Source organism: Maribacter aquivivus (assembly GCF_900142175.1).
Lineage (GTDB): Bacteria > Bacteroidota > Bacteroidia > Flavobacteriales > Flavobacteriaceae > Maribacter > Maribacter aquivivus.
Genome location: NZ_FQZX01000001.1, coordinates 54689 through 69926 on the forward strand (window position 1 = coordinate 54689; position 15238 = coordinate 69926).

The window sequence follows — 15238 nt, forward strand, 5'->3', positions numbered from 1 at the left end:
AGTGGCAATTACACTATAAGTTAAATAGAGAGATTTGATTGAACATCATCAAAACTTTCCATTTTATAAAATTGTTGTTTTTTAGGTGTAGATAAATAAGGTTCTCCGGCGGATCTTGCACGAACAATTCTCGCAGGTGAACCATAAGCAATAACATTATCTCCAAAATGATCTACAACGAGAGAACCAGCTCCAATAACAGTATGTTGTCCTATTTCAATACCATTTATAATATTCACTCCTAAACTAATCGCTGAAAACCTACCTAGTTTCAAACTTCCGCCCGTACAAACAGATGGAGCTAAACTAGAATATGAATCCATAATACCGTCATGACCTAAAGAAGAATTTGTATTTATAATACAAAAGTCATGAACAATAGAATTCGCATTAATTATTGCACCTGGCATAAATACATTACCACAACCTAAGAGAATATCTTTTCCTAGAATAGCCTTAGGATGTATTGTATTTATAAAACTAAAATCGGGTACTATTTTAGAAATCTTATCAACTATAAGTTTTCTAGTCCAATTATCGCCAATGGCTACAATACCACCCACAACATTGAATCTATCGATTAAATACGGCAAGTCTATTTCAGTACCTAAAACTTGATACCCATTTACACTGGACCCTTTTTCCTTAAAAGAATCTACAAAACCGATAACATTATATTTACCCTCTTTTTCTAAACAATCCAAAACAACGCTACCATGACCGGAGGCACCAAAAATAATCACATTTTGCATTTCATCGGGAATTTTGTACACTTTATCGATAAATCAAAAATAGACTATTCTTTTCTAAATGAAGAATTATAACTTAAATTGAGGTAATAATAATTTTAAAAAAGTCAATAAACAAAGGCGACTAAATACAATCGCCTGAGAATTAGACGCTCCAAGAATACCAAGTTTAATGACTGAATTAAAAAACAAAAGAAAATATTAGCTTAACCCATGAATAGACTACTTATTATAGCCAAAACGCTTCAATTGACGTGAATTACTACGCCAGTTTTTATTCACTTTTACGTATAATTCTATATGAACTTGTTTACCAAAGAATTTTTCTAGGTCTTTTCTCGATTCCACACCTACTTTTTTCAATGCTGCTCCTTTATGACCAATAATAATCCCCTTTTGAGAATCACGTTCAACCATAATTACCGAACGCATACGTATAATGTCTTCGTCTTCAAAAAACTCTTCAGTTTCTATTTCTACTGCATACGGAATTTCCTTTTTGTAGTTCAATAAGATTTTCTCGCGTATGGTCTCATTTACAAAGAAACGTTCTGGCTTATCTGTTAATTGATCCTTAGGATAATAAGCAGGTGACATCGGTAACAATTCTATAATTCGCTCAAAAACACCTTTTACATTAAAATTAGATAACGCAGAAATAGGATGCAGCTCAACACTTGGCAACATTTCTTGCCAGTATTGCACTTGCTCTTCTAACAACTCTTGTGTAGCGGTATCTACTTTATTCAAAAGCAATAAAACGGGAATCTTGCTATTTTTTATTTTCTCAAAGAATGCTTCATCTTTCAATGCCTTCTCGCCTATCTCAACCATATACAATAGTACATCGGCATCTTCAAAAGCAGATTTTACAAAATCCATCATACTACTTTGAAGTTGGTATGCGGGTTTTATGATACCTGGAGTGTCAGACAAAATCATCTGAAAGTCATCTCCATTTACAATTCCTAAAATACGGTGCCTAGTCGTTTGTGCCTTTGATGTAATTATGGATAATTTTTCACCCACAAATGCATTCATTAACGTTGATTTACCAACATTAGGATTACCAATAATATTTACGAAGCCTGCCTTATGATCTGCCATCCTTATACTTTAATATATATTTCTTCAATTCCACATTTACCTTTGGAGCCAACAAAAGTACGGCAATCATATTGGGTATCACCATTAGTGCATAAGACAAATCAATTAAATTCTTCACCAACTCTAATGATGCCACTGCAGCAAAGACAATCATAATTACAAAATACCAGTTATAAAACTTACCAATTTTGGCATTTGTCAAGAAAGACAATGATTTTACACCGTAATAAGAATATGTAAATAAGGTAGATAATGCAAAGGCAGTTACAATAACCATTAGTAATACGTCTCCCCATCCAAACAATGTTTTTTCAAAGGCGGACAGAGTCATTACAATACCACTAGAATCTTCTAAATAAGCCCCGCTCAATATGATTACAATTGCCGTAAACGTACATACCAATATGGTGTCAATAAACGGACCTAGCATGGCCACCAAGCCTTCGCGTATAGGTTCATCATTTTTAGATTGCCCGTGGTACATTGGCGCACTACCTAAACCTGCCTCATTAGAAAACATCGCCCTACGAACCCCAATAATAACAAGCCCCCAAAACCCGCCGGTTGCCAGCGATTTAAAATTCCAAGCTTCCGTAATTATCATTTTTAGAGCTGGTAGTATTTGTTCTGAATTCAGCGCCATTACCACTATTACCGCAATCAAATATACGGCCACCATAAAAGGTACGATAGCAGATGCCACTTTAGCTATATTTTTTAAACCTCCAAAAATCACCAAAGAAGTTATGACAGCTAAAACAATACCTATCGTCCATTTCCAATTTTCTTCACTCATTTCAAATAATGTAGATGATGGTTTAACTACACTCATGAATGTTTCGGTAAATTGATTTGCTGTAAATACTCCCAAAAAACCAAAAAGACCACAAACAGCAAAAAATATTGCTAACGGTCGAGCCTTTTCTCCTAATCCTTTGGTGATGTAATACATTGGTCCCCCTTGTAAATTACCATCCGAATCTGTTCCTCTATACATAATTGCCAAACTACACGAATAGAATTTAATGCACATACCAATCAATGCAGTCATCCAAATCCAGAAAACTACTCCAGGTCCTCCATCATGTATTGCGATGGCAACTCCAGAAATATTACCTAAACCGACTGTTGCAGCAACAGCTGCCGATAAAGCCTGAAAAGAACTTACATCTCCTTTTGAATCTTTATTATCATATTTACCCGCTGTAATTGCGATTGCATGACCGAAAAAACGGTATGGCATTAGTTTTGAATAGAAGACAAGGAAGAGTCCGCCACCTATTAATAAAAGGAACATTGGCCACTCCGTATACGGTAGTGCGCTGGCTATAAAGTCGTTAATTGTATCCATAGAATTGTAAAAAACCGAAGTTATGGATTTAATGTTTTTTAAAAGATAATGGTCTTAAAAAATATTATTTAAATAAGTTTTGAATATAGAGAAAATGTGTTGTATATTTGCAGCCCGTTACAAATAGTAACGCACCTTTATCTCGTCAGCTTAATGACCTGAAGTCGCAAGACAAGTGAGATAAAAACCCATATCGCGGGGTAGAGCAGTAGGTAGCTCGTCGGGCTCATAACCCGAAGGTCGCTGGTTCGAGTCCAGTCCCCGCTACTAATAAAATCAAGCCTTTCAAGAAATTGAGAGGCTTTTTTTATGCTTGGGTACAACATAGGTACAACATTTCTTTGTTTTGCTAATCAAAATAAAAATTATCATTATTTGACATTAAAAACAGTCAATAGCAATTATTTGAGTACTACTCCCAAAGATTTTAAATTGTAAGTCCCCGATTTTCAGCTTACTTGGTTCAAACCATTACAAATTAAATTATTGTTAAACTCAATAAAAATTTTAAATTTTTATATATTTGTGCTAATGAAAAAAGTATCTCAAAAAATAATGTCAATCTTGATGGCGTTCGTAGTGTTATTCTCTACGATGTCATTTACCATTGATTTGCATTACTGTGGAGATACTATTGTCGATTATTCTTTCTTTCATAATGTGGAAACTTGTGGAATGAAAAAAGAGCAAGTTGTATCAACTTGTGAAAATCCAGAAATGAAAAATAAATCCTGTTGCTCAGATGAACAAATCATCATCGAGGGACAAGAAGATTTAAAAAATAATTTCAGCACACTCACATTTGAGCAACAGATTTTTGTTGCATCATTCCTTTACTCTTACATCAATCTTTTTGAAGGAACGGCATCAGAGGAGGTTCCTTATAAAGATTATCCACCACCATTTGTCATACGGGATGTGCAAGTCTTGCACCAGACCTTCGTAATTTGATTTATTAAACATTCGTGATTCGCCCTTCGATAACTATCGACTAGGGCTCAATTTGTTGTATTTGTATTTCTGTGTTTCAGGATTTCAAATCATTCGTAAATGTTTAATAATCAAAGTATATGCTTAATAAAGCTATCAAATTTCTTATCGAGAATAAGCTCGTTGCAGCTCTATTGTTATCCCTGTTTGTAAGCTGGGGAATTATAAGCACTCCATTTAATTGGAATACCGGAATTCTACCATCAAATCCTGTTGCCGTAGATGCAATACCAGATATAGGAGAAAATCAACAAATAGTATTTAGCAAATGGGTTGGTAGGTCTCCTCAAGATATAGAAGACCAAATTACGTACCCTTTAACAACCACTCTTTTGGGAATACCTGGAGTTAAAACTATTCGTAGTTCATCTATGTTCGGCTTTTCTAGTATTTACATCATTTTTGAGGAGGATGTTGAATTTTACTGGACTAGAAGCCGAATTCTTGAGAAAATAAATTCTTTACCTAATGGTTTGCTTCCCGATGGTGTCAACCCCACATTAGGACCTGATGCTACAGGATTAGGACAAATTTATTGGTACACTTTAGAAGGTCGAGATAAGGATGGTAATGTAACCGGTGGATGGGATTTACAAGAACTACGAAGCATTCAAGATTATTATGTTAAGTATGGCTTGGCTTCTGCAGGTGGTGTTTCTGAGGTTGCATCAATTGGTGGTTATGTGCAAGAATACCAAATTGATGTTGAGCCTGAAAAAATGCGTCAATATGGTATTGGATTAAGTGATGTCGTTAAGGCGGTTAAAAGGTCTAATCAAGATATTGGTGTACAGACTTTAGAAATGAATCAAGCGGAATATTTAGTTCGTGGCTTAGGTTATGTGAAATCTATTTCTGACCTAGAAGATGCTGTGGTTACTTCAAAAAACTTTACCTCAATTCATATCAAGGATATTGCGAATGTACATTTAGGCCCCCAAACGAGAAGAGGTATTCTAGATAAAGAAGGAGCTGAAGTTGTAGGTGGCGTTGTGGTTGCTAGATATGGTGCCAATCCATTAGAGGTAATTAACAATGTAAAAGAACAGATTGTAGAAATTTCATCAGGTTTACCCTCAAAAGTATTGAAAGATGGGAGAACATCTCAGTTAACAATTGTCCCCTTTTATGATCGTACAGAGCTTATTCAAGAAACCTTACATACGTTAAACGAAGCACTTACGCTAGAAATTCTTATTACTATTCTTGTAATTATAGTTATGGTGTTCAATCTACGTGCATCTATACTTATTTCGGGTTTATTACCGGTTGCAGTATTGATGGTCTTCATTGCCATGAAATTGTTTAATGTAGACGCAAATATCGTTGCTTTATCTGGAATTGCGATCGCTATAGGTACTATGGTAGATGTCGGGGTAATACTCGCTGAGAATATGATTCGGCATTTAGAAGATGAGAAACTGCGCTTTCAAGCAAATGGTGTAGAGTATACAACCAATGAAATTATATATAACGCAACGGCAGAAGTATCAGGGGCAATATTAACAGCTGTCCTAACAACGATTATTAGTTTTTTACCCGTATTTACAATGATAGGTGCAGAAGGTAAACTTTTTCGTCCGCTAGCATTTACCAAAACAATGGCATTAACGGCATCTTTGGTAATTGCACTTTTCTTGATACCACCAATCGCCGCATTTCTTTTTAGAAAGCGAAGTTTAAAAACAGCAACAAAATTCGTTATTAATGGGTTATTAATAATTCTAGGTTGTATCGCCATTTTTTATGGCTATTGGTTGGGCTTATTGTTAATTGCTTTTGGTGCTGTGGCTTTTTTAAAGATCAGGTCTTTTATATCATCGAAACAAGAGAATTTGACAAACATCGTACTATCAACGTTAGCGATTGTAATCTTACTTGCAGAATACTGGAGACCACTTGGGTTTGATCGTAGCATTATCATGAATTTGATTTTTGTTTCTATTATTTGTTTCGGTCTATTGGGAGTATTTACCGTTTTTAAAAAGTATTATGACCAAATTCTTCGCTGGGCTTTAGAGAATCGACTTCTTTTCTTAACGATACCAACAGTGATTTTAATACTGGGGGTTCTCATTATGAGAAATACTGGCAAAGAATTTATGCCTGCTCTTAATGAAGGCTCTTTTCTTTTGATGCCTACTTCTTTACCGCATGCTGGTGTTGAAGAAAATAAACGTGTTTTGCAACAACTAGATATGGCTGTTGCCAGTATTCCAGAAATAGAGACTGTGGTTGGCAAATCTGGTAGAACAGAATCTGCGCTTGACCCAGCTCCTTTATCTATGTACGAAAACATGATTCAGTATAAGTCTGAATATATGAGAAATAGTAATGGATTAAGGCAACGTTACAAGGTTAACGATGACGGATTGTTTGTCCTTAATAATGACAAGTATATCATCAACCCGAACAATGACATAAATGATGATGCAATTTATGAAGCTTCAAAACTAAAAACTACAGCTACTAACAGAGATTTAATTGCTGATGATGACGGAGAATATTACCGAAATTGGCGACCAGAAATAAACAGTCCAGATGATATTTGGAATGAGATAGTTAAGGTAACCAAATTTCCAGGTGTAACATCTGCCCCAAAATTACAGCCTATTGAAACTAGACTTGTAATGTTACAGACCGGTATGCGAGCTCCAATGGGTATTAAGGTAAAAGGTCCCGATTTAAAAACTATCGAAGATTTCGGATTGCAATTGGAAACCATTTTAAAGGAGGTGAATGGTGTAAAGAAACAAGCTGTTTTTGCAGATCGCATCGTTGGTAAGCCCTATTTACTAATTGACATTAAGAGGAAGCAATTAGCCCGTTACGGATTAACCATAATGGACGTTCAAGAGGTACTACAAGTAGCGGTTGGCGGTATGTCTCTTACGCAAACGGTAGAAGGAAGGGAACGATATGGAGTAAGAGTTCGTTACCCAAGAGAATTAAGGTCAAACCCAGAAGATTTGAAAAATATCTATGTTCCCATTAAAAACGGTACACAAGTGCCACTTGGTGATCTTGTAGATATAAGATATGAACAAGGACCACAGGTAATTAAAAGTGAGGACACCTTTTTAATAGGTTATGTATTGTTTGATAAATTAGATGGTTTTGCTGAAGTTAATGTTGTAGAAAGTGCACAAGCTCGAATTGAACAAAAAATCGAAAATGGTAGTTTAATAGTTCCGCAGGGTGTCAGTTATCGCTTTACCGGAACCTATGAGAATCAGATAAGGGCAGAGAAAACACTTTCAATCGTAGTGCCTATGGCGCTGTTAATTATTTTCTTGATATTATATTTTCAGTTTAAATCGGTAGCCACATCATTAATGGTATTTACAGGAATCTCGGTTGCATTTGCTGGTGGCTTTATTATGATCTGGTTATATGGTCAAGATTGGTTTTTCAATTTTAGTTTATTCGGAGAAAATCTACGGACACTTTTTAATATGAAAACCATTAACCTAAGTGTAGCTGTCTGGGTTGGTTTTATTGCACTGTTCGGTATAGCTACTGACGACGGTGTTGTTATGGCCACCTACCTGACCCAAACATTTGATAGAGAAAACCCTACTGATAAAAAAGGGATTAGACAAGCAACTTTAGAAGCTGCAGGCAAGCGAATAAGACCTTGTTTAATGACAACCGTAACTACCATATTGGCACTACTGCCTGTATTAACATCTACAGGAAAGGGAAGTGATATTATGATACCGATGGCCATTCCCATATTTGGAGGAATGATCATAGATATAACTTCCTATTTTTTGGTTCCTGTTCTGTATAGCTGGAAAAAGGAGTATGAACTTAAAAAAGTATACAAATGAAACAGTTAAATCTAGTTATTTGCTTATTCCTTCTAACTGCATTTGTTAATGCCCAAGAATTACAGTCTTTTATACAGGAAGCTAAAAGTAATAGTCCAGAGATACAAGCATACAATCTTCGCCATAACATAGCTGAAGAAAAAGTGAACGAAGCTAATTGGATTCCGAATACGGAATTTAGCGCTGGCTATTTTGTAAGTGAGCCAGAAACTAGAACGGGAGCTCAACGAGCACGTTTTTCAGCAAAACAAATGCTGCCTTGGTTTGGTACTATCACAGCTAGAGAAAATTACGCGAGTTCAATAGCTAATGTCGAATATGTAGAAATCGTAATCGCCAAGCGTAAACTAGCACTTTCCGTCTCTCAGTCGTATTACAGCTTATACACAATTAAGACAAAACAAAAAGTGCTTGACGAGAATATAGAGCTACTTAAGACCTATGAAAAATTGGCACTTACTTCCGTAGAAGTTGGCAAAGCTTCAGCGGTAGATGTGTTGCGATTGCAGATTAGACAAAACGAATTGCAGCAACAAAAAGAGGTGCTGGAGGAAACCTATTTGGGAGAGCAAACTTCCTTCAACAAGTTGCTGAATCGAGATGGAAATACAGGTGTAACCATTCTCGAAGCATTGATGTTGCCCAGCGAAGACATCTTTTACGATGAAAATAACCTATCACTTAATCCAGAGTTGCTTAAATATGACAAACTCTATGAATCCATAGCACAATCAGAACTGTTGAATCAAGCCGAAAGCAATCCTATGATTGGTTTTGGATTGGATTATTTGCCAGTTTCTGAGCGTCCCGATATGAATTTTAGTGATAATGGGAAGGATATTTTAATGCCGATGGTTTCGGTCTCTATCCCCATTTTCAATAAGCAGTACGATTCTAGAAGCAAGCAAAACGAATTGAAACAGTTAGAAATCAACGCTCAAAAAGAGAATCGATTGAATGTTTTAGAATCCGCTTTCGCGAAAGCGCAATCGCAACGTAATCAATCCAGAATAGCATACAATACACAAGCTAAAAATTTAAAGCAAGCTAAAGATGCTGAGCAAATTCTTATTAAAAACTATGAAACAGGCACTATCGATTTTAACGATGTACTGGATATACAGGAGCTTCAACTCAAATTTGAGTTGAATCAGGTGGAATCCATACAAATGTATTACATACAATCTGCACTGATTAATTACCTAATTAACTAACCGATGGAAAAGAAATTATTCATAAAAAATATGGTGTGTAATCGCTGTATTAAAGCAATTCAGAGGGATGTTGAAATATTAGGTATTCAATTAAAGCATATTCAATTAGGCTCTATAATCTATGAAGAGAGATCTAAAGATGATTTTAATAATATAAAAACGATTTTAGAAAATAATGGTTTTGAAATTCTACTTGCTCAAGACCAGCAACTAGTAGAACAAATTAAAATTGAACTCATCAAGTTACTGCAAAAACTGCCTTTACAATTGGAAAAAACTCTCTCTAAATATTTAGAAAGCACGATGAGTATCGAGTACTCAAAAATCAGTAAGATTTTTTCATTTAATGAAAGTATAACTATAGAAAAATACTTTATCAAGTTAAAAATAGAAAAAGTAAAAGAGTTGATACAATTACAAGAAAACAACTTTACAGAAATTTCACAACTACTTGATTATAGCAATGTCAATCATTTAAGTAGGCTATTTAAGAATGAAACTGGTATGAGTTTAACGGAATATAAGAATAGTCAAAAAAGCATAAGAAACGCCTTAGACCAAATTAGGTAGATAAGAACCATAATTGTGATACAAAAAGCTTTAATTCAAGAGTAATTTCGTGTCTACAAAATAAAAGCTAAAATGAAAACTAAAATAATTTTGTTGTTTCTAATTGGGTTAACTACAGGTGTTTATGCACAAGACACACAAGGAAATATAGATAACCTTCCAGTAAGAGAACACACTATTACCTTGCGTGAGGCTACTGTGAATAAAGCAGGCAAAGATGTTGTGGGAATGACCGTTAACGGGACAATTCCCGGTCCAACTTTAGAGTTTACAGAAGGTGAATATGCAATAATATATGTAAAAAATGAAATGAGTGTAGAAACCTCAGTGCATTGGCACGGACTTTTACTTCCTAACTTTTACGATGGTGTACCGTACTTAAATACACCACCTATAGAACCAGGACATACACAGAAATACGAATTTCCTATCAAACAATCTGGAACCTATTGGTACCATTCCCATACAATGTTACAAGAACAAAGCGGCGTATACGGTTCCATTGTTATTCAGCCTAAAGAAAAAGTGTTGGATTATGACAAAGAATTGGTGTTGGTCTTATCTGACTGGACGAATGAAAAGCCGATGAACGTTCTGCGTAATTTAAAGCGTGGGAATGAATGGTACAGTATTAAAAAAGGAACAGCTACACCTTTAAATCAAGTAATTGCGCGTGGCGCTTTTGGAGCACAACTCAATTTTTGGAGGCAACGTATGGAAGGTGCAGATATAGCAGATGTATATTATCCTGCATTTTTAATTAATGGAGAAGAAAGCATTGACTATCCAGAATTTAAAGCTGGTGAAAAAATAAGACTGCGAATGATTAATGGAGGAGCTTCTACCTCTTTTTGGATGACGTTTGGAGGAGAGATACCTGTACTGGTTTCTTCAGATGGATTAGATGTGGTTCCTGTCGAAAGAAATAAAACTTTTATAGGAGTAGCCGAAACGTATGATTTTATTGTCACGGTACCAAAAGAAGGTAAGATGGAATTTAGAATTACTGCACAAGATGGTTCTGGTACAGCCTCTGCTTTTATAGGTAATGGTACAATTTTACCTGCAATGGATGTTGCTCGACCAGATAAAATCGGGATGATGCAGAAAATGGCTAAAATGGATATGAAAATGGGTGCACACGCTTTAAAATTTCAGCCAGGTAAGGATGAGCGTTTTGAGATGAAAGAGGAATACGGGATGCAGATGGATAAAATGGAAGGAATGAAAATGGATGGAGAGATGAAAATGGATCATTCTAAAATGAAAGGTATGAAGATGGATCATTCAAAAATGTCTGGAATGGATATGAATAAGCCAAAAGATACTACAGAAATGGGTAAGATGGACCATTCTAATATGGCAGGAATGGATATGAAGAAAGACAAAACAATGTCTGGAATGAATATGAAGAAAGAGAATTCTATGCCAGGAATGAAGATGGAGGGAATGGATCTATTTGCCGAATACAATTATGATTATTTGAAGTCGCCCAGCAAAACAACATACGACAAAGATGTTCCCGTTAAGGAAATATTACTAAATCTTACTGGTAATATGAATCGTTACATCTGGAGTATGAATGGTGTACCACTATCTGAGGCTGATAATATCAAAATAAATAATAAGGAGGTAACGCGCATTACATTCAATAACCTGACGATGATGCACCACCCAATGCACTTACACGGTCACTTCTTTAGAGTACTTAATGAAAATGGAGAGTACTCGCCATTAAAGCACACGGTAAATGTGCCCCCAATGGAAGAAATGACTATCGAGTTTTATGGAAATAATGGCGATGAGGCTGGAGACTGGTTTTTCCATTGCCACATTTTATATCATATGATGGGTGGTATGGCAAGAGTAGTGTCTTATGATACGCCACGAGACCCAAGAATGGATGAATTTCCAGCTTCTAAAATTATTGAAGAAACCAACAAATGGTATTCTTGGGGACTGGTAGATGCAGCGTCGCATACTACTGGTTTTAATTTGATGACCTCTAATATTAGAAATCAATTTAATGCTTCTTTTGAATATGGATGGAATGAAAATCTGGAAGGAGAATTCACGTATGAACGGTATCTACACGATTATTTACGAGTTTTTGGTGGTGTAAACATTGAGAATTCAACACGTGATAGCTTAAATGAGTTTAGCACAACGGCAGTTGTTGGTGTTCGCTATTTAACGCCCTACTTATTCAATTTAGATGTGCGTGTTGATAATAAATTAAGACCAAGAATTGGTGTAGGTCGCAGTATAATGATTTTCCCAAAACTGTCTGTATTCGGTTATTATGAATACCAAATAGATTTAGGTTTCGTAGATGACCTACCTATGAATAAAGACTTTACTTCAGAAACAGTATGGAGTGCAGGAGCTGAATATATGCTATCAAGAAACTTTTCTCTTATGGCGAGTTACGATAACCGTTTTGGTGCCGGTGGAGGATTATCAGTAAGATTTTAAGTAAATAATATTAACAATAAAACAAATAAAAATGAAAACAATTAAAAGAAGTATTAGAACAGTAGCCTTAGTCGCTACAATGATTTTAACCGTGTCTTGTAAAGATGCTAATAAGAATGAAGCACCTTCGTCTGCTAGCAATGAAGTAATGCAAGAAAATATGGATAGCTCAAAAAATATGGCAATGAATAATTCTCAAAACGCAATGGCAGAAGCTATTTTAAAAGATTATTTTAATCTTAAAGATGCGCTAGTAGGAGATGAAAATGACAAGGCTAAGATGCTCGGTGGAACACTTGCTAAATCACTTGGCAATCTTGACAAGTCAACATATTCTGAAAGTCAACAAAAGGAATTAACAGACATTATTGAAGATGCAACAGAACACGCAGAGCATATTTCTGAAAGCGATATCAAACACCAACGTGAACATTTTAAAATTTTGAGCAAGGACATTACAGTTATGGTTTCCATAACAGGAACTGCGACAAAGTTGTACGAGCAATTTTGCCCAATGTACGATGGTGGAACAGCCTGGTTAAGTACAAAGAAAGAAGTAAGAAACCCATATTACGGAAGCTCAATGTTGAAGTGCGGTAAAGTACAGCGAGAAATCAACTAAATGAAAATTGTAAAAATCATAGCTTGGGTAGCATTAATCGCCTTTGTGATTATTCAATTTTTTCCAACGGATAAAAATGAAAGGTACACAATACCTGAAACTGATTTTATGATGTTTAACAAAGTACCGTCTAAAATCGAGAATCAGCTTAAGGTGTCTTGCTATGATTGTCACAGTAATAATACTGTATATCCTTGGTATAGCAAAGTTCAGCCAGCAGCTTGGTTTTTAGAAGACCATATTAAAGAAGTAAAAGAAGATGAAATAACATTTCCTTTTAAAAATATTGCTTTCGTATCTGACTTTAAAGAAGACATATCCAATGCATTCAAAAATGCAGAAGAAATCGCAAAAAAATGCAATGCAAAAATTCACTTGTTAAACATCAATACGACATCAGATTTTAATAGTGTTGAAAATGGTTTACAACCAATAAAGGACTTCTTAACGCATTTTCCAAAATTGGAAAACTATCAGATGCACGTTTATAGTGAAACTAATATAGAAAGTGGTATTGAAAAATTTGAAGATTCTATTGATGTAGATTTAATAGTAATGTACACTCATAGTAGAAAGGGATTATCAAGCATATTTTCAAAGAGTATTACTGAAAGTATTACCAATCATTCAAAAAAACCAGTGATGACAGTTCATTTATAATATGGAAAATTACGATACCCTTTCAGAAGCAATAAGTAATCTACAGACAAGAGGCTATACCGTTGATTTCAATTTGAAAGAGAAACATCTGGAATGTAATGCCTTAAAGTTAAAGATACATCCAGAAGATTTTGATGTTGATGAGATGCATCGTTTTGAAGGGATGAGCAGTACAGATGACAATAGTGTGCTTTATGCCATTTCATCCAAAAACGGAATTAAAGGCTTATTGGTGGATGCTTATGGAGTTTACGCCGAAAATATTTCAGAAGCAATGCGGAAAAAATTAAGATAAATACAGATTATTAAATGAAACCCTTAAAAACAAATACCCAAAAACTGTCATTATTAGGCTCTGTATCATTAGGTACAGGTGTGATGATAGGTGCTGGTATTTTTGTATTAATGGGGCAAATAGCCGAATTGGTCGGCGATTTATTTCCTATTGCATTTGTGGTAGGAGCTTTTATCGTAGGATTTAGTTCGTATTCGTATGTAAAATTCTCAAACGCTTATCCGTCTTCTGGAGGGGTTGCAAAATTTTTAACAGAGGCCTATCACCCAGGTACACTTGCGGGTTCATTTTCCTTGTTAATGTACGTTTCAATGGTTGTTGCCGAGAGTTTGGTGGCAGGTACTTTTGGGGCGTATGCATTACGACTGTTTCCGCAGGAGTATGCCGGCTACGCATCTGTATTGGGAGTCATACTTATTGGTATTGCATATATTGTCAATATTTCAGGTAATAAAATTATTGAACGTACCGCCACCTTTACTGCAATTATAAAAGTTGTTGGTATCGCTGTATTGGCCATTTCGGGATTGGTTATTTCTGGTTTACCTACTATCACAGGTAGTTATAGTCCTGCAACTACCCAATCCTTTCCTGAGGGTTTTGGATTTGTTGCCGCATTAGCCTTATCGATTCTTGCTTATAAAGGATTCACGACAATAACGAATCAAGGTGGCGACATAAAAAATCCTCATAAAAATGTTGGGCGTTCCATAATTATTTCAATTATCGTTTGTACAGTTATTTATGTTGTTTTGGCGTTATCGGTTGCTGGCGGATTGAGCATTGAAGAAATTATAGTAGCAAAAGATTATGCTTTGGCAGCTTCCGCAAAACCACTATTTGGCGAATGGGGTTCCACTTTAACAATTTTACTTGCCATTGTAGCAACAGTTTCCGGTGTCATTGCCAGCGTGTATTCTGCTTCAAGAATGTTAGGAATGTTAAGCGATATGAAACAAGTTCCTAATTTGAATAGAATCAAGAAACTTAAAAACCCTTCGTTGATTCTTACCGTTTCATTAGCAATACTATTAACTATTTTGTTCGACTTAACTCGAATAGCGTCTATTGGAGCAATTTTCTATTTGATAATGGATATTGCCATTCATTGGGGACTTTTTAAACACCTTAAAAACAAGGTAAAATTCAATCCAGTAATTCCCATAATTGCTTTAGTAATGGATATTGTTGTTTTGGCAGCATTTATCTATTTAAAATTTTTGACCGACCCATTTGTGCTTATTGTCGCAGCAATAGGTATTGCTCTCATTTTTCTTTCTCAATTTCTATTTATGAAATCACATACAGATAAGGACGGCAATATGAATATGGGAATGGAAATGAGTGAAGATGAAATGACCAAAATGTAAAA

General features: G+C 35.4%; 12 protein-coding genes, 1 tRNA gene and 1 pseudogene. 11 read left to right on the top strand and 3 right to left on the bottom strand.

The window, feature by feature from the left end:
- Positions 1-20: 20 nt before the first annotated feature.
- The 3 genes from BUC31_RS00210 to BUC31_RS00220 all read right to left on the bottom strand — a co-directional run bounded on the left by BUC31_RS00210 (position 21) and on the right by BUC31_RS00220 (position 3207).
- Positions 21-752, bottom strand: a complete 732-nt coding sequence (locus BUC31_RS00210; RefSeq protein WP_073240367.1) for a NeuD/PglB/VioB family sugar acetyltransferase — start codon at positions 750-752, stop codon at positions 21-23.
- A gap of 219 nt (positions 753-971) precedes the next feature.
- Positions 972-1856 (bottom strand): GTPase Era, encoded by an 885-nt coding sequence (gene era / locus BUC31_RS00215; protein WP_073240368.1) that lies wholly within the window; start codon positions 1854-1856, stop codon positions 972-974.
- Entirely contained in the window at positions 1843-3207 is a 1365-nt protein-coding gene (locus BUC31_RS00220) for an alanine/glycine:cation symporter family protein (RefSeq protein WP_073240369.1), read from the bottom strand. Before BUC31_RS00220 ends, era begins: the two co-directional genes overlap by 14 nt.
- A 194-nt stretch (positions 3208-3401) precedes the next feature.
- On the opposite strand from BUC31_RS00220, the gene BUC31_RS00225 reads away from it, so the two are divergent.
- From BUC31_RS00225 to BUC31_RS00270, 11 genes and pseudogenes are all read left to right on the top strand, one after another.
- Positions 3402-3474 (top strand) — tRNA-Met (locus tag BUC31_RS00225).
- Between the two features lie 264 nt (positions 3475-3738).
- The gene (locus BUC31_RS00230) at positions 3739-4158 is read left to right on the top strand and encodes an HYC_CC_PP family protein (protein WP_073240370.1); all 420 of its coding nucleotides are present in this window, start codon (positions 3739-3741) and stop codon (positions 4156-4158) included.
- A 119-nt stretch (positions 4159-4277) separates the two neighbouring features.
- Complete coding sequence (locus BUC31_RS00235) at positions 4278-8030, top strand: efflux RND transporter permease subunit (protein ID WP_073240371.1); 3753 nt, start codon at positions 4278-4280, stop codon at positions 8028-8030.
- A complete protein-coding gene (locus tag BUC31_RS00240; RefSeq protein ID WP_073240372.1) occupies positions 8027-9244 on the top strand; it encodes a TolC family protein in 1218 nt (405 codons plus the stop codon). Before BUC31_RS00235 ends, BUC31_RS00240 begins: the two co-directional genes overlap by 4 nt.
- 3 nt (positions 9245-9247) lie before the next feature.
- Positions 9248-9814 (top strand): helix-turn-helix domain-containing protein, encoded by a 567-nt coding sequence (locus BUC31_RS00245; protein WP_073240373.1) that lies wholly within the window; start codon positions 9248-9250, stop codon positions 9812-9814.
- 72 nt (positions 9815-9886) lie between these two features.
- Positions 9887-12289: a multicopper oxidase domain-containing protein gene (locus tag BUC31_RS00250; protein WP_073240374.1), complete on the top strand. Its 2403-nt coding sequence runs from the start codon at positions 9887-9889 to the stop codon at positions 12287-12289.
- Positions 12290-12320: 31 nt separating this feature from the next.
- Positions 12321-12911: a DUF3347 domain-containing protein gene (locus BUC31_RS00255; RefSeq protein ID WP_073240375.1), complete on the top strand. Its 591-nt coding sequence runs from the start codon at positions 12321-12323 to the stop codon at positions 12909-12911.
- Positions 12912-13172: pseudogene (locus BUC31_RS20455) on the top strand (heme-binding domain-containing protein); the annotation flags it as partial.
- A complete protein-coding gene (locus BUC31_RS00260; RefSeq protein WP_396627743.1) occupies positions 13152-13571 on the top strand; it encodes a universal stress protein in 420 nt (139 codons plus the stop codon). The pseudogene BUC31_RS20455 and the gene BUC31_RS00260, both read left to right, overlap by 21 nt.
- Position 13572: 1 nt before the next feature.
- A complete protein-coding gene (locus BUC31_RS00265; RefSeq protein WP_073240377.1) occupies positions 13573-13866 on the top strand; it encodes a phosphoribosylpyrophosphate synthetase in 294 nt (97 codons plus the stop codon).
- A 14-nt stretch (positions 13867-13880) separates the two neighbouring features.
- The gene (locus tag BUC31_RS00270; RefSeq protein ID WP_073240378.1) at positions 13881-15236 is read left to right on the top strand and encodes an APC family permease; all 1356 of its coding nucleotides are present in this window, start codon (positions 13881-13883) and stop codon (positions 15234-15236) included.
- The last annotated feature ends 2 nt before the right edge of the window (positions 15237-15238 follow it).